Source organism: Gillisia sp. Hel1_33_143 (assembly GCF_900104765.1).
Classification (GTDB): Bacteria; Bacteroidota; Bacteroidia; order Flavobacteriales; family Flavobacteriaceae; genus Gillisia.
On record NZ_LT629737.1, the window covers coordinates 1,309,430 to 1,330,696 of the forward strand.

The window sequence follows — 21,267 nt, forward strand, 5'->3', positions numbered from 1 at the left end:
TTGATTTATTGATTTTTAAATTCATCGACAAAAATAGTTATTTTTATTAAATCTAAATAACAATAATTTATATATTTGCACCCTATCAAGATTGATTCTAAATAAAATGGAGTATAAATGCCTAATTATAAACACTTTGACAATTTTATCTTTTTTAAATGTCGTTTCTCAAGAAGTCGTTAATAGTACGAAAGTGAATGAATTAGAGGAAGTTATCCTTACCGCTACGCGTACAGAAAGACAACTTTCATCCTTGCCGTTGCCAGTAACCTTAATCTCAAAAAAGAAAATTTTACAATCGGGCACTATTCGCTTGGATGAAATATTGAGTGAGCAAACCGGAATTATAACCGTCGCCGATGAAAGTGGTTTTGAAGGTGTACAAATTCAAGGTATTGCATCAGATTATATTTTGATACTTATAGATGGTGTGCCACTTGTGGGCAGAAGTGCAGGAAATTTTGATTTGAGCAGGTTGACGGTTGGGAATATCAAACAGATTGAAGTAGTAAAAGGCCCATCGAGCAGTCTTTACGGTTCTGAAGCTTTGGGCGGTGTCATCAATATTATTACGGAAAAGCCAAAGTCTGAAGAACTAAATGGAAATGTTTCTTACCGCATCGGCAGTTTTACGCAACAGGACATCAATCTGGATTTAAAGCAACGTTTCAAGAAGTTAAGATATGGCTTTTTTGCCAACCGTTTTTCAAGTGAAGGTTATGATTTAAACCCTGATGTGGAAGGACAGACGGTAAATCCATTTGAAAATTATACACTTAACGGGCGTGTCTATTATGATTTTAATGACAAGCTATCTTTATTCACATCTACACGATTTTATGACCAAGTGCAGGATGCCGGATTTACATTTAACGATGTGCAATTTGAAGGCGATAGTAAGGAACAGGAATGGAACGCCCACGCAAGGCTCGACCAAAAATGGAACGAAAAATTCACTACCTCTTACGAATTTTATTATACCAACTATACCGCTAATGAAAGATTAGCTGACCCTATTTCTGATGCTGTTTTGAGCGATAGTGATTTTGACCAAAAACTGTTGCGCCCAGAAATTCGTAGCAGTTACGCTTTCGCGAAAGCGGGAACCTTAACAGCAGGATTGGGTCTTCAATATGATAAATTGGACAGAACCTTTTTTGATGAACCTGTGAGTTTCAATTCGCAGTATGTCTATGCACAATATGACATAAATCTTATAGAACGACTAAATGTGATTGCTGGTGCTCGCTTTGACAATCATTCAGAATATAGTAATCAATTTAGTCCCAAACTGGCGATGCGCTACAAGTTGACCGATGCATTCGCTGTAAAAGGTTCGGTAGGCTATGGTTTTAAAGCACCAGATTTTAGACAGTTATATTTTGACTTTACCAATTCGGCCGTGGGTTATACCGTTCTGGGCTATAATGTGGCTTTGGAAAAATTACAAGAGCTTCAAGAACAAGGACAAATCCTTGATGTGGTAGTTTCGGAAGATGACTTAAATAATCCTTTAGAAGCTGAAAGTTCCGTAGGCTATAACTTGGGCTTTACATTTAAAGCAGGGAAATGGAACAGCGAGCTGAATTTCTTCAGAAACGATATCAAAAACCTAATCGATACCCGCATTATTGCCCGAAAAACGAACGGTCAAAATGTGTTCAGTTATGTCAATTTCGATGAAATCTACACCACGGGATTTGAACTCAACACAGGATATAAAATAAATGATGCCATAAACTTGAGTGCAGGCTATCAACTTTTGTACGCCTACGATAAAAAGAAACAGCAAGATGTAGAAGATGGTCAGGTATTTGCCCACGACCCGGCGACAAATCAGACCGTGGCGGTCACGCAGTCCGATTATTTCGGGCTCGTGAACCGCTCACGGCACAATGCCAACTTCAAGGTTTTTTACGATATCGCTTCCGCGAAAGCGAACATCAATCTGCGACTTCTTTACCGTAGCAAATATGCCCAGTTTGACACTAACGGAAATGGGCTGATAGACACCTACGACACCAGTTTTATAGATGGCTATGTAACAACCAACATAGCAGCGAGCAAAACATTTTATGAAGATTTCACTTTACAGGTAGGTGCAAATAACCTCTTGGACTATACAGATAACAATATCCCGACGTTGCCGGGAATTCAAGGTTACATTAAACTCAATTATCAATTTTAACTTTAACTACAATCAAAATGAAAACATTACAAACAGTAACACTAGCAGTATTATTTATAGGATTTACTTCGTGCAGCAGCGATAATGATAACACGCCAGTCTCAGACCCTGTACAAGCTGAACAGGTCAGCAATCTCTTTGCACCTCAAACCGGTGGTCAAGGACAACCCGTAGGTGGGGAATTCACAAAATTTGATTTTGAAACCGGAATGCAAACTACAAGCGATACCGATTGGGATATAGCCTTTAGAGGCACAACAATTGCCGTAAATGGTGGAACGGTTACAGGAACGGATGATGAGCCTGCCAGAAATGGCGATGCAGGTGCAACCATTGTAACGGGAACGTTTGCAAGCGTAACAACTGCGGAAGGTTTAACCTTTGCCCAAGATGCAGATGCGTCATTTGCCATCCCAACAGGTAGCGATAACGGATGGTATAATTATAATCCGCAGGTAAATATCATTACGCCTATTCCTGGAAAGATTTTGGTCTTTAAAACCACAGCAGGAAACTATGCAAAAGTGGAAATCTTAAGTTATTATGAAAATGCCCCTGCAAATCCAGACCCACAAACCGATGCAGGTCGATATTACACTTTTAATTATGTGTATAATCCGAATGTGGGGGAGACTTCTTTTGAATAGGACAATATTAAGTTTGAGTTAGTTTGCCAATAAAGCTCATCTATAATGGATGGGCTTTATTATTTTTTGATATAAGGCTTCATTTTGATTACTGACAGAGAAGCTCTTTTTTCGGAATGTAGCTTTTCGCGAAATGCAGGGGAATGGGCTGAACGGATTATGAAAACTGTTTATACTTTTGACGTAGGAAGAAAAGCAGGCTTAACTTTAAAGGTGTAGGTTGAAATGGAGTTTGACCACTTCCCAATTTTCTCGGGAATGAGTGGGCAAGTGGAATGGAAATCGGAAGCTTTGGAGTTGTGTCCAAGACTTGTTTTAATGAAGCGCTTTGCCCGAAATGTAGCTTTTTGAGAAATGTAGGGGAATGGGCTGAGTTGGGTTTGAATTTTGATTCTATTCTGGGAAAAGTGGGGCAGCCTTTTCTAATAGTTCTTTCGGTGTTCTATCAAATTTCATCTTTTCAACCTTAATGTCCAAAAAGAACGAGAATGGATGAAAAGAAGATTTAAGCATCTCAATACCTTCTTCTTCACTACGTGGGCGAGGTCTTGCTTTTGATATATCGAATCTCAAATAAGTTTCTTGATATTCCATCAGAACATCCCATAATTGTAGTTTTCGGGATTGCAATGCTTCTTTATTGAATATTAAAGTATCAATATCTATAAGTATTAAATCTTGAACCTTTGAAATATCAAGCCCTTTTTCTTTAAGTTGTTCAAGTTCATTTCTGAACCATCCATTAACAATGTTATTAAGACCAGCTGCATTAAACATACGATAGTGAACGACCACAACTGGGAAGATAGTGCCTTTTTTAACTGGAAAGTTTTTATCGTAATCCGCTTCGCCATTAAGCAATTTTCTTATGTTTTCAACTAATTGTTTTACGGCTTTTGACTTACCTTTTTCATTTTCATATAGCTTCAGCTTCAATTCATCCCTTAACACCCTAAAATCTGTACTTTGCTTAGATTCTTTTGAAATAAGGATGTCCTTGGATTCGAAAATTATAGTATGTTTTCCATTCCGCACGTAGTAATCAGGTGCACCTTGCATAATTTCATCCAGTTCTTTACCAGATTTCTGATAATAACGCTTACCGTAAATTTCTTGTAGTAGTGTGTCCAGCGCATATTGTTCGCTATACTCATAGGTTTTCAAGCCATAAAGCCCACTAACTTTTTCATCTTCAGAGAGTTTTTCGTTGATAGCCTTTAACCTAAAATACAATCCGTTGTAAATCATTTCTATAGTAAAGAGTGGAGAAATAATTCTATACTTGCCTTTCTCGAATTTATAGAGTGGTTTGCTTCTCAACGTCAAGAAGTCAAGTTCAGAAGCAACTTCATTTGAAGACAAAATATGTTTGTCGATAAAATCTTCATTGTCAAGATTATCGAGATGAATTTCAGTATGACTTTCCTTGTCTTTCATAAGTACAGGATAAGTAATACCCAATAAACGTCGCAGATATTCATTATAATCCTTAACACCATAGTACTTATAAAATGCTTTCAATAGCGGTTGACACTTATCTATTTGTGATAAAAATTCAAAATATGAGACTGCCCTCAAAAATTGACAAGTGAAAAGTTTATCAACCCTGTAGTTAATTAGTTCGTTATTATGGAAATGAGTTTTAAGCAACACTTGCGCAGGTGTGTAAACTATATCTGATTCTTCATCTGATTTTTTCTCTGCAATTCCCCTATCCGTAAATGCAACTTGATTAAGATGCACGTAAGCCCTGAAAACGTCTTGCTCTATTTCCAAATTACTTTTTGTAGTTTGTTGTTCTTCAGAAATATTATCAAAAATAAATTCAAATAGAAGCAGACTACTTCCTACATATGGTATTTCATATTGTTCTATCCCATAGCCGGCTTGGGAAACAAAAGTTTTTAGATTTTTATATACATCGGTTGCGAAATCCTTGTTATCAGCTGAAAAAAACATATTTAGAAAATCTGTAACATCGCTGTATTGGGATTTCTCATTGTTAAAACCAAGAAAATAAGAACCCATTTTAAGTAAATCTTCTCGCTGTATTCCAGAGAGGTAATCAGAGAGCGTTTTGCGTTCTTCTTTTGGAAAGCAGGCCTCAAAAGTAACACCTAATTTAAATTTCATATTGATGTATTTATGTTCTTAATTTTAAATGCGTACTAAAACCTCTTCCTCGATATTCTTTCCCGTAATGTGAGACCATAATTTTGCATAATTGATAATTTTACCATTATATCCTACATTTTTAAGAAGTAGTAAGCCAATTAAAAAATGTAGCCGTAAACTAATATGAAGTGCATCTCTAAATCTTCCATCTTCTTCTTCTTTTGTTTTTATAAAGCTGCCGTGTAAATAGCTATTTCTATCCTTAATTATCTTGAATTGTTCATCAGTCAGAGTGTAGCCAATTATCTCGAAAGATTTTGCCAATTTATCAGCATTTGGTGGACTGTTAAGTCTGTCGATGTTCTTCATAAGAATATCTATATTCATTTCATCATTATCTAATTCTTGGTTCTTTTTAGTTTTCAATATCAGCGTTTTGATTTCAGCTATCAATTCACTTGCTATGTTCTTATCCTTGATAGGGTTTAATCTTTTAGGCTTTTCATCAACAGTCTTAGCCAAATAGCTGGTAATTGCTTCGAGTGCAACATAGTAATTAGGTATTCTAATTTCCAATGTAGCAGAATGCCCCAAAATATAGAGTAATGTTGCTCTTTGTAATTTCTCGTGGTTACAGAATAGTGTAGCGAGCTTAGAAAACACTTCGCCTGAGACATCAACTATTCCATCATATAATTTCTTTCTTTGTGCATCGGAAATCATCCCATTTTCATCCCTCTCAAAATCCTCATCAAAAATTCTAACGGAATAAGGGTTCGTGGTTATTAATGGCTGATTGGAAAACACAGAAGAGCGCATTGACATATATTCTATATGTTCTGGTTCTTTAAGCGTATGGTCCTTGTAGCTTAATATGTAATTTTCTTTGTGGATTAAATCGCCTTTTAACAATCCAATGGTCAAAATGATATTGTAGCATTTCTTTTGAAATTCTTTTTTCGCTATTGGTTCTAAACAGTCCATTATGAAATAATGAAAGTCATCCTTTTTACAATTGATAAGTTCAAAATTATGCTCATTAACATTACAGGCAAATAGTAGTGACGTTGCGGTTCCTACTCGAAATAACGTTTTTTGAAAATCCTTTAAATCCAATTTATTTTCTGTTCCAAGAGGTAAGACACATCGTAGAAAAACTGGTTTAGAATTGAATGATTGAGCAGAAGAACTCAACGCATTTATCGTTCCTCTAGAACGTTTAGAATGATGTTCTATATAATTAATTTTGTTTACGAAGTAGTTTGCGCCTTTTAAATAAAGCGTTTTGTCATCATTGATTAGCCTAATTTCAGTGGCTCTTTCAAACTGAATCTCTTTGTGGTTCTGAATTCCCTTTAGAATTGGTGAAATTGTTTCAAAGGTGAATTGTCCTTTTGATTTTTTAAGTTCAACGGAACACTTATCTAAATGATGGTCGGGCGCATTAATCGTAAAGGTCTGCACTTTTGTAAAGCTTTCAATTCGATTTAAGGTTGGGGTAAAGTATTTTATCTTATTATCTTTCATATTCAATATTATTCTGGTAAAAACTCTGTAGCCTTATACCAATAATAAAAAATGCTTTTATCTGGCTGTCGCTTCAGTTTGTTCAAAAATGCCCACTCTGCTTTTTCAATGTTAAGTTCGCTTATGTTCTGTCCTTCGTAATATTCGATTTCTGTTATCTCATCTTGTAACAAGATGGTATTTAAATAAGCTACTCTGGCCGAAGCTGCAAGAGCTTCCTCTATCCTGAAATTTCCTGTCATCAAAAACGCACTTCCAAAACTGCGTATGCCACGGTTTAATTCCTCAAACTTCTTTTTTGTTTCCTTGGTTGGGTTGCGTTCCCTTTTAGCGATGATGGCACAGGTTTCTATGGCATCCCAAAGAACATCTGATTCTTTGAGGTTTCTTTTGCCAAAATCTTTATCGGAACTGCGATAGGATAGTTCCGCTTTCGCGAAAGCGGAAAAACTTGCCTTAACAATAGACATATCTGTAATGTTTTCAAACAACTTCCCTAAATCGAACAACTGCTTACAAATTTCCATTGTAAATAACTGGTCGCCCTTATAATATGGAATACCGATTGTCTCTGGTGCAAAAGCAGTAAGCTTATCGCCACAGATGGAATTTACCGAAGGTGTGGTAATTGATATTATAGGGTCATCAACCGATAGCCACGAAATCTCAACAGAAGATTCTATAAGTTCTGGATAATGTGGACTGTCAAAAAGAATATCCAACAGAATTGTTCCTGGAACGTTCGGGTTGTAAACCGAGTCAAATTCAAAAGTATAATGTGCCTTTGGAACACCTTCTTTATAACTTCGACGCTCATTCAAGATGTGGCTTTTAAAATGTGAGTTGGCAACGACCGAATCAAGGATTTTTTCCAATGGCTTACGTTTTACACTCGAAATAATATCAATATCGATTGAGAACCGATTGCCTTCTTCAAGTAAGAGTACGAGCGATGTGCCGCCTTTAAAAACAAAATCAAGTCCTTCTATCTTTAGATGTTCTAATAAAGAAAATGCGTGAACCATTTTTTCCAAAATCGTCACATTAATGCCTTTATGTTCTTTTTTTGCTCGGAAAATATCCAACCATTCCTTTGTGAAGCTTTTGTTTTCAATCATTGATTATATTCTCTAAAATATTCGGTATGTGGTTATTCATAAATTGCTTGATTTCCTGTTCTTTCTTTCGCCTTTTCGCATAACTAAAGAGCTTTGTGAAATTAATGCTGTATCGCTCAAGTATTTTTTCATAGATGTTTATGAGTTCAGAACCTTGGTAAAAATGGTATAGGTTTTCATCGGCAAACAAGTCCACCATTATTTTTTCAAGTGTGGCAACTGGAACTGCATTTTTTTTGACTTTTAGCTTACTTATCGGTGCTCTTGTAACGAGACGTTTTATGACCACGGGTATAGTACTCTCGGAAATGTAGAACTCAATTTCCTTATCATCCGGATTCAAGAAAAAATCCATTTTCAATGAATCATTTAGATAATAGTAGAGCGATTCGGTAAATCCCTTTTCCACTTCCACCACAATCATTTGATTGGATACTTGATGCTGCGTAAATTCATTGAGCCATTGGTTTTCCCATATAGCATATTGGATTTTCTCAAACCTTTCATTGGTTTTAGTTGCTATTTTTAGAACATTATCCGATAGTACTGGCTTAAACTTCGGTTTATAGGATATAACATAAAGTCCACGTCCAATTGTTTTGATAATGTCCTTTTTCTTTAGGTCATATATTCGCCAACTAAAAGTACTTTCCTTCAAATCGGGTTCAAAATCCAAATAGAACTGAAATAGTTCGTTCCTATCAAACGAACTACGTTCTTTAAATGCTTCTATAAGCTTATTTTCTACAATCTTTGGCATAATATCTATATCAAAACTTTGCCAAAAGTACAAAAAAGTGGCGAATATTTGAAAACTAATTATTGCCACTATGTAAATAAAGTGGTAAATATTTGAATTTTTAGTGTTTAGCGAGTGAAAAAAATCCAGTTTGAGGTACTGGATGAACCTTTATTGATGCTATGCCATCGCATAGACTTCGTCGAACAGTTTTTTATCCAACCGTTCTTGTTGGCCAAAGCTTTTCTTCAAAACATTATGAAGTACTGAATTAAACGCATTGTAACCTAACCAAAGATTTGGTTCTTCATTGAGCAACAAGGCTTCATAGTTTAAGATTTCGATGACCTCACGAGATTTTTTCGACGGGTCGCTGTTCTTGTCGCTACATTCGTATCGGAACAGTTTCGTTCTGTCAAGAATTGCCTTTACGAACTCTTGCGTATCGATGATTTTAAATTCCTTCATCTTGTCGAATTTCTCTGTAATGGTGTAGAATTCATTATCCAGAAATTTATCGAATAAATTGTTCAGCCTCGGCATAATCAAGTGCGTATTGTTCTTACTGTGCTTTATGGAAAACTCGATTTCTGCTTGTGACACGTGCAGACCATTTGAGCACACTTCTCTATAAAACCCGAAGTGTCCAGAGGTTTTTTCACTTCCGTCATACGAGTTTTTGAACCGAAGCATCGGCAATATCAAGTCCTTATCGTTCTTGACGGTAAACTGGCTTTTATCGTCGATGATAAAGTCGGTAATAAACGACCTGTCATTTTTGTTGATGGTGCGTTTGTGGAAATTCAGCTGTGCGTCGGTCAGCATTTCTTCAGCTTTCCTGAAGAACAGTTGGTTCGGAATGTGGCCATAGCTGTTCGATACCACGTTGACGATTTTGCCATTTGAGATAATGGCATTTTCAAGTCCTCTTCGGGATTCCATCTGGGTCAGACTTTTTAAGGATTTCATTTCTGATGGAACAAAGATTTCATCCTGTTGCAAATTTTGTAAATACATAGCTTTTGAATTTAGATTAAACAATATTTGAGCAGTACCCAAACGGAAGCTAAAATCTCAGCTCAAAAGGAAACGGAATAAATAAGCGTAGGATGTTGCGTTGGCTTTATGCCGTAGTCTTTTGATGGGTGTATTTTACGAGTTTACCTTTGCGCTAACTATTGATTGATTATTCTCTCTATTCCTTGACCATATTAACCAAGTGTCTATTATAAAAAAAGAAGAAGGACCAGCACAAATGCCAATCCTTCTTCAAACAACAAAAGCTACTGTTTCAATCCTTGAATTTGCTTTTCAAGAACTGTTATTCGCTCTTTCAAACGTTCCTCACGCTTGTTTCTTTTTTCGGCATATTCTTTTTCGATGCCATCAATCTTGGATTTGTAATAACCTTGCATCGCATTATAGAATGAAATGTTAGTCAGATTATTAACGTGATTGCTTTCGCCAAAATGCACTTGCTTCGTTAGTATATAACGTATCAGCTTGTGAAAGATTTCCTTTTTAAACTTCTTTTTGAAATTCTCAACAATTTCTTCATCTGTCATCTTTGATGTATTGCCCAATAAATTTGAAAAGAATCTTTGTCGTCCAACATAATCTACATTGTTTTCATATAACGTCAATGAGAACGCTACCATTTCATCCACCGAAAGTGTTTTCTTCGTATCAATGTATTTGGTGTCTCTAATCATTTCAACAACTTCTTCAAACTGCTTGTTGTTCTCTATTTGCTTCTTTCGGATTTCCCTTTCGTTGATTTTAATTATCTGTTCTTCAGGTGTGCAATCTGCCATTTTTCTGTTTTCCAAAGGTGCTGAATACGTTGTCGATTCATTTTTAGACTGTTCAAGAATCTTAATAAAGACTTCTTTGTGTCTGTATGTTTCAGGATGGAACACAATACCTTTTACAAATTCATTTTCTTTAGCTGAATTGTGTTTTTCCAATTCTTCTTCGTAGTGCTGTAAGGCTTCATCTAGCTCTGCTTTGAATTCATCTTCGGAATAATCGTAATGTTGGTATTCTTTCTTGATGTCCTCAATTGTTGGCTTTATCGGATTTTCTATGATTTCAACATCATCCAGCAAATAGACTTTCAAACCGTTCTTTTCCAAGTGTGAAATAATCAGCGTATTGTTTTCCTCGTCTGCCCAATACTGTCGTATTTCAGGAATTAACAGTATGTTCTCTTGTTTCGATTTTTCAATCAAATTCAAGAACGACTTGCTTTTCTTCGTTTCATAACAAGCTGATTTTGTACAGACCATTTTACCATCGCCGAACAGATTACCTTGATTTGCAGCATTGAACGGACATTCTACACAAGAGCCAGCTTTCAAAACCAATTTTTTATCAGCTACCTCAAAAGGTGCTTTCTCTAAATCATAGGTCTGGTCTTTTATCATCCTGTTTATCTGATGGGCACTAAAATCTTCGCCCATCGTTTCCAACATCATCTGTTGTTCTTCAGGTTCGAAAAGTGCAACACCCACACCTAACGAAATCGTCATTTCGCCATTACGGACGAAGTGTTTGAAACCTTCAATCAAACCAGCCAGCTTTAATCGTTGTCTGATAAAGTTATCTGTTCTTCCCAATCGCTTTGCAATTTCTGTAGGCGCATATTTCTCGCTTAGGTAAGCAATCGCCTCAGCTTCTTCGGTAGGTTCAACATCCTGCCTTTGCAAATTTTCGATGATTTGAATTTCAAGAACATCGTTGTTCTTATATTCCCTGACAATACACGGAATAGTTTTCTTGTCGGCCAGCTTACTTGCGCGATACCTACGTTCGCCCATCACGATGATAAATTCGTTTCCAGATTTTCGAACTGTAATAGGTTGTAGAACACCGTGCTTTTTGACGCTTTCAGAAAGCTGTTGCAGATGTGCTTCATTAAAAGTCTTTCTGGGTTGCATCGGGTCGGGAATGACCTTTGCAATTGATAGGTTCTCAATCTGAAGCCCAATCGCTTTTTGTGTCAATTTTTCTTTGACTTCTTTCTTGGCGGTCGTAATTCTTTTACCGCTCTTTCTTGTGGTACTCGCTTTTGTTGTCATAATACTCAAATTTTAGATTAAACAATATTTGAGCAGAAACCAAACGGAAGATAAAATCTTGGCTCAAAAGGAAACGGAATAAATAAGCGTTGGAAAGAGCATTGGCTTTATGCCGTAGTCTTTTGATGGAAGTATTTTACGAGTTTAAATTGCGGTTATATTGTATGATAATAAACTCCCCCTTACGAAGTAATAAGGTTGCTATTTAGCAGAATTTATTATTTTACCAGAAAATTAATAGGGTTTAATAACAAATAGAAATATTTGACATCAATACAAATGTTGCCCTGAAATTAGCAAAATGTTGTACCTATGTTGTACCTGACATTTTTTTCGACATTTTTTTAAATGGAAAAAGCCGAAGATTTCTCTTCGGCTTTTGTACGGGCGGGGAGACTCGAACTCCCACACCTCGCGGCATCAGATCCTAAGTCTGACGTGTCTACCAATTCCACCACGCCCGCATTTTAATATTTTAACACTTTATATTTCGCTATGTCCTAAGTCTAGCGTGTCTACCAATTCCACCACGCCCGCATTACCATTTTATAACACTTAGGACTCGTTATAAAACTTACTTACCTTGATAAGCGGCTGCAAATATACATAAATGTTTCAATATTCAAATACTTCTTAAAAAAAAATTCAATTTATTATCTTTACCTAAATTCAAAACGTTGTAGATGAAAGATGTAAAAAGTTATGTGGAAGAAAATAAAGATAGATTTATTCAGGAACTGATTGATCTTCTGAAGATTCCATCAATAAGTGCAGATCCGGCCTATAAGAAAGATGTCTTAAATACAGCCGATGCTGTAAAGAAAAGTCTTGAAGAGGCTGGATGTGATAAAGTTGAAATTTGTGAAACTCCCGGTTATCCAATTGTTTACGGAGAGAAAATTATAGATAAAAATTTACCAACGGTGCTGGTTTATGGACATTACGACGTGCAACCGCCAGATCCTATAAATTTATGGGAAAGTCCACCATTTGAGCCAGTTATAAAGAAAACTAAGATCCATCCGGAAGGTGCCATCTTTGCTCGTGGAGCTTGTGATGATAAGGGGCAGATGTATATGCATGTGAAAGCTTTGGAGTATATGACCAAGAATGATGCTTTACCATGTAACGTAAAGTTCATGATAGAAGGAGAAGAAGAAGTTGGAAGTGAGAGTTTAGGTTGGTTTATTTCTAAGAATAAGGAAAAGCTTTCTAATGATGTGATCTTGATCTCAGATACCGGAATGATCGCTAAAGATGTGCCTTCTATTACTACCGGTCTTCGCGGATTGAGCTATATGGAAGTGGAAGTTACAGGGCCAAACCGCGATCTACATAGTGGATTGTATGGAGGAGCTGTAGCAAACCCAATTAATGTGTTGGCTAAAATGATAGCTTCTCTTCAGGATGAAAACAATCATATTACCATTTCTGGTTTTTATGATAAAGTGGAAGAGTTAAGCAAAGAAGAAAGAGATAAAATGGCAGAAGCGCCTTTTGATCTTGAAGAGTATAAAGAAAAGCTAGATATAGACGATGTATATGGCGAAAAAGGTTATTCTACCTTAGAACGTGCTTCCATAAGACCAACGTTAGATGTGAATGGAATTTGGGGTGGTTATACCGGAGAAGGAGCTAAAACAGTACTTCCAGGAAAAGCTTTTGCTAAGATCTCTATGAGATTGGTACCAGATCAAGACTGGAAAGAGATAAGCGAATTATTTAAAAAGCATTTTGAGTCTATAGCGCCTAAAGGAGTGCGAGTTAAAGTGAACGCTCATCATGGTGGGCAAGCTTATGTAACTCCAATTGATACGATGGAATATCAGGCAGCTAACGATGCTTATAAAGAAGCTTTTGGAAAAGATCCAATTCCGCAACGCAGTGGTGGAAGTATTCCAATCGTAGCTTTATTTGAAAAAGAACTTCAAAGTAAAACTATTTTAATGGGATTTGGGTTGGACACCGATGCGATTCATTCGCCAAATGAACATTTTGGAGTTTGGAATTACTTAAAAGGAATTCAGACTATTCCTTTATTCTTCCAACATTTCACAAAATTAAGTAAGAAATAATCCGAAAATAGAATAAGCAAAAAGCCGATCCAGTTTACTGAATCGGCTTTTTTTATGTTATAAATTCTTTGTTATAGTTTCTTCACATATTTGGTGATGATCACGATTTGTTGTCCATCAACTTTACCTTCAATATATTCTTCATTTTCATGATCTAAAGAGATACGTCTTACGGCAGTTCCTTGTTTTGCAACCATGCTGCTACCTTTAACTTTAAGATCTTTAATAAGCACTACATTATCTCCGGCTTCTAAAATTACGCCATTGCTATCTCTATGTACTATGCTTTTCGCAGAAGGATCTGCAGCAATAGAAGATTTAGCCCATTTCTTTACCTCATCTTCCATATACATCATGTCTAAAAGATCTTGAGGCCATCCTAAAGATTTTAATCTAGTAAGCATTCTCCAAGATATTACCTGCACCGCCGGAACTGGACTCCACATACTGTCATTCAAACATCTCCAATGATTGGCATCTACTTTCTCCGGATCTTCAATTTGTTCTTTACAAGTTCCACAGATCAAAATGCTATTCTCAGCATCTTTAGGGGAATCTGGTATTTCATAAACTTCTAAATTATCTGAAGCGGTACATAATTCACATTGTGATCCACTTCTTTGAAATAACTCTTGTTCCAGGCTCATTGTATTTGTTTTAGAAGGCAAAGATACATTTTTGAGACAAAGCAAAAATTGCATAATTCTTAAAAATAATTTGCTCTATGTTTGTAGAATTAAATATTTATTCTACATTTGTAGAGTTAAGTTTAATTAATTTTATCTCATGCAATTATCTAAAGCTGAAGAGCAACTTATGCAAATTCTATGGAAACAGGAAAAGGCCTTGATGAAAGATCTTATAGATGCTTATGAAGATCCTAAACCTGCAACAACCACTATTGCTACTCTTTTAAAAAGAATGCAGGATAAGAATTTTGTAGATTATAAGCAATTGGGAAGATCTAGAGAATATTTTCCACTGGTAAAGAAGAAAGATTATTTTTCTAAGCAAGTAAACGGACTCATCAAAAACTTTTTTAATGATTCTGCCTCTCAATTTGCATCTTTCTTTACCAAAGAAACCAATCTATCTAAAGAAGAATTGGAAGATCTTAAAAGCATCATAGATTCTGAAATCGAAAAAAAATAGCTCATGGAAATATTCTTTCTAAAATCGGCGGCTTGTTTAAGTATTTTCTATACGTTCTATAAGATCTTATTGGAGAATGCTAGTATGCATACTTTTAAAAGAATTTATCTTTTGTGTGCATTGGTCTTATCAGGAGTAATTCCATTCATCACTTTTTATGAATATGTGCAAGTAGAACAAGCAGCAGGTTTAGTGGAGAATTCTTCCGCAATAATTACCAATTTCACCACAAGTTCTGTTGAAAGTTTTAATTGGTCTCAACTTTTATGGGGTGTGTATTTTCTTGGAGTTGTTTTCTTCGGAATAAAATTCATCAAGAATCTTATCAGTATCAATTTTAGGATACTTCGAAACCCAAAAGTAAAAGCAAATGGACTCATCAATGTTTTACTGAAGTTCAACATAGAACCACATACTTTTTTCAGTTATATATTTCTGAATAAAAGAAGGTTCGAAAATAATGATATTCCCAACGAAGTATTGCTACATGAAAAAGCCCATTCAGAACAATATCACAGTTTGGATATTCTATTCATAGAGTTTTTACAGGTTCTGGTTTGGTTTAATCCGATCATTTATCTTATAAAACATGCTATAAAGCTTAACCATGAATTTCTTGCAGATCGAGCAGTGATCCAACAAGGGATAGCGCGTTCAAATTATCAAAAAATTCTATTGGCATTTTCATCACCCGAACATTTTTCGGAGCCAACAGGATATCAATTGGCAAGTGCCATTAATTATTCATCAATCAAAAAACGATTTACAGTTATGAAAACACAAACATCAAAACGAAGCATGTTGCTCAAAAGCTTATTGCTATTGCCATTGCTGGCACTTATGTTATTTAGTTTTACTACTAAAAAAGTAGTGTCCATAGATACAGTGGTTAACAGCGATCAGGTTAATCAAGATCCACAGAATTACATTTTAGAGCAGGAGAAAGCAACCGCCAAAATGGTGAAGGAATACAATAAATTGGCTAAGAAGTATAATGCTTTAGCTAAAGAAGAGCGAACGATCTCTAGAGATGAACTTAAGAGAATGGTTTATATTTTTGATAGAATGACGAAGGAACAACGTGCACAATCTGAAAAATTTCCAGAGATCATCGTTCCTAAAAATGCTCCAGCTCCGCCAAGACCAACTCAAGGAGATGATCTTCAGAATATAGTTCCGCCACCGCCACCTCCTGCACCACCACATCCAGAAAGGGTTTCTTTAGATAAGCAACGAGAAATGGAGCGTGAAGTTAGAATTGAAGAACGTAAGATGAGAAGTGCGGAAGATGAAATTAGAACAGAAGAACGCACGATGAGAGCTACTGAACGAGAAATGGAGCGTCAGGAGAGAGAAATGGAAAGACATGAGCGTGAACTGGAAAGGGCAAATAAAGATGAAGAAAGAATGCAGCAAGAAATGCAAAGGCATGAGTTAGAAATGAAGAGAGCAGAGCGTGAAATGAAACGTATGGAAATGGAAATGCAGAAAGAAGGTACACCTTTGCCACCACCGCCACCACCAGAGCCAACAGTACATTTTAAGCAATTAGCTAAAGAAGGCGGAGTCTTTTATTTTGAAGGAAAAAAGATAGCCTTAGATGAAGCTATAAAATTGGTTAAAAGTGGAGGTAATATAAATATTGATGTTTCACAACAAGGAACTGAGCCACCAATTATTAAGATCAAGAAATATTAAAAGCTCTAATTAGATCAATAGAAAACCTCATTTCTTACCGATTTGAGGTTTTTTATATTTTCAAGTTTTCTGATAAAAGCTTCAATTTCCAAACACTCGAGTTGCTAAGTTGCTAAAAACTTTTTTAGCATTTTCAGGATCACGAGGAACTTCTTCTACTTTCAGTTCACCTGATTTTCCTTTCAACTTATAACTAAAGACAAATTTTGGATCTGCAGCATTTATGTTATAAGCTCCAAAACGAAGATCATTAAAATATAAAATTTCATCTCTTTTGGCAATAGTATACCAGCCTTGTGAAATAGCGATTATTCGGTTCAGATCTTTTTCATCTCTATAATCATTTACCAAATCATGATTCTTGGGAATACGTTTAAATTCTATAGGCTTGGTATCTAAAATTGAATAATCTGCAAGAAGATAAGCATCTTCAACTTCTACATTGGCAGACCACATAATGGTATTAAATGGACTTGGTCTAGTTTGAATCTGGTTATAAGAAATATCTTGCTCCTCTAAAGCACTTTCAAATTTGAAATAGGTGATTGCTTTTAATCCGATGGTACAGATCATATAAATGCTACTAATAATCAATCCTAAGTTGTTATACTTCCTTCTTTGTAAAGATCCTTTTTTAGCTCTGAAGGCCAATATCAAGAAGATCAAGAATGGCAAGGTGTAAAGCGGATCTATAACAAAGATATTTTTGTAAGCTAACCTAAGATCTAATGGCCAGAAAAGTTGCGTGCCCCAAGTGGTATGGGCATCTAAAAGCGGATGCGTTATTAAGCCCCAAAACATCAACCATGACCAATCTTTCCAATGTACGTCAGCTTTCTTTTCAATTTTTGAAATGAGCCAACCAAATATTGGAGCAAAAAGGATTGAAAACAAGATAGAATGTGAAAAACCTCTGTGAATTTCAATGGCAGTTAAAGTATCTGTAAATAATGGAGCAAAGGAATCTAAGTCTGGAATGGTCCCTGCTATTGCGCCATATAACATCGCTTTATTTCCAACCTTTTTTCCTAACACCGCTTCTCCAATTGCAGCTCCTAATACTATTTGAGTTAAAGAATCCATAGGTTATATTTTGCTGAAAATAGATTTAAAAGCGACAAAGCCAAACCCTGCAAAAAGCATTAGATGAAATACGATCAATCCAAAATCTTGAAGAACAAAAGCGCTATAAATTCCGAAGCCAAAATACAACCAAAGCGCAGCCTCAATAAAAGTGCTTAAGGAAAGACTATTGGTTAGATATTTATTCGCTTTCCAGGAATCTTTAATATTATTCACATTGAATTTTGGGGTTCTTATAAACTCACTTTTCTTTCCAAAATGACCTTCCAAAACGGCAAGTGAATTATGAACTGAAAATCCCATAGCGATCGAGAAGAACGTAATGAACATCCCAATAAATCTGAAGAAATTTTTGAAGGAGCTTCCGTGTATCTTCATATAAGTGACTAAATAACAAACAAAAAATATCAAGGTACTAATGGCGAAAAAAGCTATGACATTAAAGTACCAGCTAAATTGAGGATTGGAATTTTTAATATATAGCACAGGAATGCTTAACACCGCCAATAAGATCACCAGCAAGAACATACTTGAGTTGAGCAAATGGAAAAATCCGTGAAATTTGGTACCTGCACTTAAATTTTTATCATGTAGGAGTTTGCCATAATTCTTCTGAAAGTTTTCAGCTGCTCCCTTGTTCCATCTAAATTGTTGAGATTTCGCTGCACTAATTGCAATAGGTAATTCTGCAGGAGTTTCTACATCTTCCAGATATTTGAATTTCCAATTCTTTAACTGAGCTCGATAGCTAAGGTCAAGATCTTCAGTTAACGTATCTCCGCTCCAGTTTCCGGAATCCATAATACATGCTTTTCTCCAGATTCCGGCCGTTCCATTAAAATTGATAAAATGCTTACCGAAATTTCTCCCGGTTTGTTCCAGAATGAAATGAAAATCGAGTGCAAAGGCCTGAATTTTGGTTAAAAGAGAATAATTTCTATTGATATGTCCCCAACGAGTTTGAACTACACCCACATTTGGATCTTTAAAATATGGCACCGTTTGTAACAACCAATCGGGTTGAGGTAAGAAGTCTGAATCAAAAATGGCAATAAATTCTCCTTTTGCGATCTTCAAACCTTCTTTTAATGCTCCGGCTTTAAATCCAGTTCTATCAAGCCTTTGAATATGTTGAATATCGAGCCCTGTTTGTTGTAATTCCAAGATCTTATCGGCGATCATCTTTACCGACTCATCTGTAGAATCATCCAAGACCTGAATTTCTAATTTATCTTTAGGATATTCAATTTTCGAAATATTATCTAAAAGCCGTTCCATGACGTACAGCTCATTATAGACAGGCAGCTGAATGGTAACTTTTGGGATCTGTTCGGCTATGGAAAGATCAAATTTTAAAGAAGTATCTGGTTGTTTCTTAGATCTTAGATAATTAACAAGAAGGCTTAACTGAGAAAAACTATAGAGCAAGATCAGCAATAGGGCAATGGTGTAGATGATGATGATCGCAAACTCCATTATTTAATACTGTATTTAAAAATCCAACCTAATATTTTCACACCTGCAAAGATAGCACCTTTAACAGTTCCTGAAACTTTTGAAACTCCTATTCGATTTTTATAATGCACAGGAACTTCTATATACGAGAATTTTTGCCTGATGGCTTTTAGCTGCATTTCTACCGTCCAGCCATAGGTTTTATCCTGCATGTTTAGCTGAAGTAGTTTATCATATTTTATGGCTCTAAAAGGGCCAAGATCGGTGAAATTTGCATTGAAGAATAATTTCATCAATGTTGTAGCCAATTTATTTCCGAAACGTTGAGGGAAGGTCATAGATCCCGGTTCGCGCAGAGATCTTACTCTCGCACCTATAACCATATCTATATTATCATTAATAATAGGGGCGATGATCTTATCCATTTCTGAAGGGAAATCGCTGTAATCTCCATCCAGAAAAACAATGATATCCGGCTTAATTTCTTGGTTTGAAATATAATCCATGCCTTTTAAACAGGCATAGCCATAACCTTTTCTGCTTTCTTTAAGTACCGTAGCACCGGCTTGAGCAGCATTTTCTTCGGTCTTGTCTGTAGAATTATTGCTGACTACTATAATTTCATCAACAAAATCCGGAATTTCAGCAATTACTTTTGCAATAGAATCTGCTTCGTTATAAGCGGGAATAATAACTTTAATGATCTCAGGCATTCAGAAAAATAGATTTGTCTTGAGGCATTTTGCGCAAAAGCTAATGTTGAGTACGCAAAATAAAGGCTTTACTTACAATTTATCTGCTTTTCTGATTTAATAAATCCATTAAATCTACATCATTTCCTAAAAGAACTTCTTCAGAATTTATTCTTCCGTCTAAAGATCCATTTTCTAATTTAAGGACTCCTCTTGGGCAAACTGCAGCGCAAATTCCGCAGCCAACACAACTGGCTCTAACAATGTTTTCTCCTTTTTGAGCATACGCACGAACGTCTATTCCCATTTCACAATACGTAGAACAGTTTCCACAGGAAATGCACTGTCCGCCATTGGTAGTGATTCTAAATTTTGAGAATAAACGTTGTTGCAATCCTAGAATTGCTGCCATAGGGCAACCAAATCTGCACCAAACTCTATTTCCAAAAATAGGGTAGAAGCCTGTTCCAATAACTCCGCTAAAAATAGCTCCAATTAAAAAACCGTATGCTTGGCGCAAGGTTTCTGCATTAAATAAAAAGAGGTTACTGCCACTGCTGTAATGAAATCCTATTAAAGAAAGAACTATCACTAAATAGCCAATGGCTCCAATTCTTGCATCTTTTGCTAATTCTTCTTTTTTAAAGAACCAAATTCCAGCAAAAAGCAAGGTTAAAAATATACCAACTCCTATTAAAAAAGTATCTCTTGTTAACCAATATTTAGAAGCATCGTCCCCTAAATAAGAATAGATAACAGCGGTGGTCATAACAACTACAAATACTAATACACTATGTACAACCCAACGTTCTACTTTCCATGCAAACTGACTTTTATCTGATAACTGTCTATAAGAATCCCCGGCTGTTTCGGCTAAACCTCCACAACCACATACCCAGCTACAATACCAACGTTTTCCGTATTTGTAGGTGAGAATTGGAGTAATCACAAAAATGGAAACAATTCCAAATAACAATAAAGCCAAGCCAATATCTCCGGCAGAAATAAAATCGTCTAATCTGTATTGTTCAAAATTATAATAATTAAGTGGCCAGATATTTTTCAGATCATAATAAGGAAGGCTAAAAGTATCACTATTCAATCTTGCCATAAATTCCGGAATTAGGAAAGCGAAGGCTGTTTGAAAAAAGATGACTGAAATGGTTCTTAGTTTTTCATATCTATTATGGCGATATTTCCAGATGAATTTTATTCCAAAGGCAGCAATAGCAATAGTGTACAGCGTTCCGTAAACAAACCATTGGCTAGCCGGATTTCCGCTTAATGCTTTACTCAGCGGATCGAAAAGCGCAATTAAACCCGTGTTATCACCATCTTGAACCAATCCTATAAATTGAGGAAAGAAATATAATACAATATAAAATCCTGTTAGAGAAATTCCTGCAAGCCAAGCCAAATATCCCCTGCTAGACATAGACTTAAACCAAACTCCGTCATTCTTTATACCGGGATGTGTATCTGAATATGCAGCTTTTGCAAACCAAACAATTCCTGCAAATATGGAAGCCAGAGAAATACTTAGCCACAAGGTTTTATTAGGAAAATTTATATTGAAAGCTGCTAACAACAAAATAATAAGACCACTCATTCCTAAAAAAGTAGCGAGCTTTTGCTGTGTATTTATAGACTTTGGTGGTTCGCCGGTGAGCGCCATATTAGGGTGAATAGAACTCATAG

Annotated in this window: 16 protein-coding genes and 1 tRNA gene; 5 read left to right on the top strand and 12 right to left on the bottom strand. The window is 35.9% G+C overall.

What is annotated here, in order from left to right; genetic code table 11:
* The first annotated feature begins 106 nt into the window (after nt 1-106).
* Both BLT84_RS05935 and BLT84_RS05940 read left to right on the top strand, forming a co-directional pair.
* Nucleotides 107-2,188, top strand: coding sequence for a TonB-dependent receptor plug domain-containing protein (locus BLT84_RS05935; protein WP_091263551.1), 2,082 nt, complete (start codon nt 107-109; stop codon nt 2,186-2,188).
* A 17-nt stretch (nt 2,189-2,205) separates the two neighbouring features.
* Complete coding sequence (locus BLT84_RS05940) at nt 2,206-2,835, top strand: HmuY family protein (protein WP_091263552.1); 630 nt, start codon at nt 2,206-2,208, stop codon at nt 2,833-2,835.
* A gap of 393 nt (nt 2,836-3,228) precedes the next feature.
* Here BLT84_RS05940 and BLT84_RS05945 read toward each other — a convergent pair whose 3' ends face one another.
* From BLT84_RS05945 to BLT84_RS05975, 7 genes are all read right to left on the bottom strand, one after another.
* Nucleotides 3,229-4,968, bottom strand: a complete 1,740-nt coding sequence (locus BLT84_RS05945) for a hypothetical protein (protein ID WP_091263554.1) — start codon at nt 4,966-4,968, stop codon at nt 3,229-3,231.
* A 24-nt stretch (nt 4,969-4,992) separates the two neighbouring features.
* Entirely contained in the window at nt 4,993-6,477 is a 1,485-nt protein-coding gene (locus BLT84_RS05950) for a hypothetical protein (RefSeq protein ID WP_091263557.1), read from the bottom strand.
* An 8-nt stretch (nt 6,478-6,485) separates the two neighbouring features.
* Nucleotides 6,486-7,595: a nucleotidyl transferase AbiEii/AbiGii toxin family protein gene (locus BLT84_RS05955; RefSeq protein WP_091263559.1), complete on the bottom strand. Its 1,110-nt coding sequence runs from the start codon at nt 7,593-7,595 to the stop codon at nt 6,486-6,488.
* Nucleotides 7,588-8,355, bottom strand: a complete 768-nt coding sequence (locus BLT84_RS05960) for a DUF6577 family protein (RefSeq protein WP_091263562.1) — start codon at nt 8,353-8,355, stop codon at nt 7,588-7,590. The genes BLT84_RS05955 and BLT84_RS05960 overlap by 8 nt, the downstream gene beginning before the upstream one ends.
* Before the next feature lie 159 nt (nt 8,356-8,514).
* Nucleotides 8,515-9,351 (bottom strand): DUF932 domain-containing protein, encoded by an 837-nt coding sequence (locus BLT84_RS05965; protein WP_091268074.1) that lies wholly within the window; start codon nt 9,349-9,351, stop codon nt 8,515-8,517.
* Nucleotides 9,352-9,617: 266 nt separating this feature from the next.
* Nucleotides 9,618-11,414 (bottom strand): ParB/RepB/Spo0J family partition protein, encoded by a 1,797-nt coding sequence (locus BLT84_RS05970; protein WP_091263564.1) that lies wholly within the window; start codon nt 11,412-11,414, stop codon nt 9,618-9,620.
* A gap of 382 nt (nt 11,415-11,796) precedes the next feature.
* Nucleotides 11,797-11,878, bottom strand: a tRNA-Leu gene (locus BLT84_RS05975).
* Between the two features lie 219 nt (nt 11,879-12,097).
* On the opposite strand from BLT84_RS05975, the gene BLT84_RS05980 reads away from it, so the two are divergent.
* Entirely contained in the window at nt 12,098-13,489 is a 1,392-nt protein-coding gene (locus BLT84_RS05980) for a dipeptidase (protein ID WP_091263566.1), read from the top strand.
* A gap of 71 nt (nt 13,490-13,560) precedes the next feature.
* Here BLT84_RS05980 and BLT84_RS05985 read toward each other — a convergent pair whose 3' ends face one another.
* Nucleotides 13,561-14,136 (bottom strand): PhnA domain-containing protein, encoded by a 576-nt coding sequence (locus tag BLT84_RS05985; protein ID WP_091268077.1) that lies wholly within the window; start codon nt 14,134-14,136, stop codon nt 13,561-13,563.
* 139 nt (nt 14,137-14,275) lie between these two features.
* On the opposite strand from BLT84_RS05985, the gene BLT84_RS05990 reads away from it, so the two are divergent.
* Together BLT84_RS05990 and BLT84_RS05995 are read left to right on the top strand one after the other, a co-directional pair.
* Nucleotides 14,276-14,641, top strand: coding sequence for a BlaI/MecI/CopY family transcriptional regulator (locus tag BLT84_RS05990; RefSeq protein WP_091263568.1), 366 nt, complete (start codon nt 14,276-14,278; stop codon nt 14,639-14,641).
* Between the two features lie 3 nt (nt 14,642-14,644).
* Nucleotides 14,645-16,339 (top strand): M56 family metallopeptidase, encoded by a 1,695-nt coding sequence (locus tag BLT84_RS05995; protein ID WP_091263571.1) that lies wholly within the window; start codon nt 14,645-14,647, stop codon nt 16,337-16,339.
* An 81-nt stretch (nt 16,340-16,420) separates the two neighbouring features.
* Here the strand turns inward: BLT84_RS05995 and BLT84_RS06000 are convergent, their stop codons facing one another.
* The 4 genes from BLT84_RS06000 to BLT84_RS06015 all read right to left on the bottom strand — a co-directional run bounded on the left by BLT84_RS06000 (nt 16,421) and on the right by BLT84_RS06015 (nt 21,265).
* Entirely contained in the window at nt 16,421-17,422 is a 1,002-nt protein-coding gene (locus tag BLT84_RS06000; RefSeq protein ID WP_091263572.1) for a metal-dependent hydrolase, read from the bottom strand.
* A 3-nt stretch (nt 17,423-17,425) separates the two neighbouring features.
* Complete coding sequence (locus BLT84_RS06005; protein WP_091263574.1) at nt 17,426-18,898, bottom strand: cellulose synthase family protein; 1,473 nt, start codon at nt 18,896-18,898, stop codon at nt 17,426-17,428.
* A complete protein-coding gene (locus BLT84_RS06010) occupies nt 18,898-19,590 on the bottom strand; it encodes a glycosyltransferase family 2 protein (RefSeq protein WP_091263576.1) in 693 nt (230 codons plus the stop codon). The genes BLT84_RS06005 and BLT84_RS06010 overlap by 1 nt, the downstream gene beginning before the upstream one ends.
* Before the next feature lie 79 nt (nt 19,591-19,669).
* Entirely contained in the window at nt 19,670-21,265 is a 1,596-nt protein-coding gene (locus BLT84_RS06015; RefSeq protein ID WP_091263578.1) for a 4Fe-4S binding protein, read from the bottom strand.
* Nucleotides 21,266-21,267: the final 2 nt, after the last annotated feature.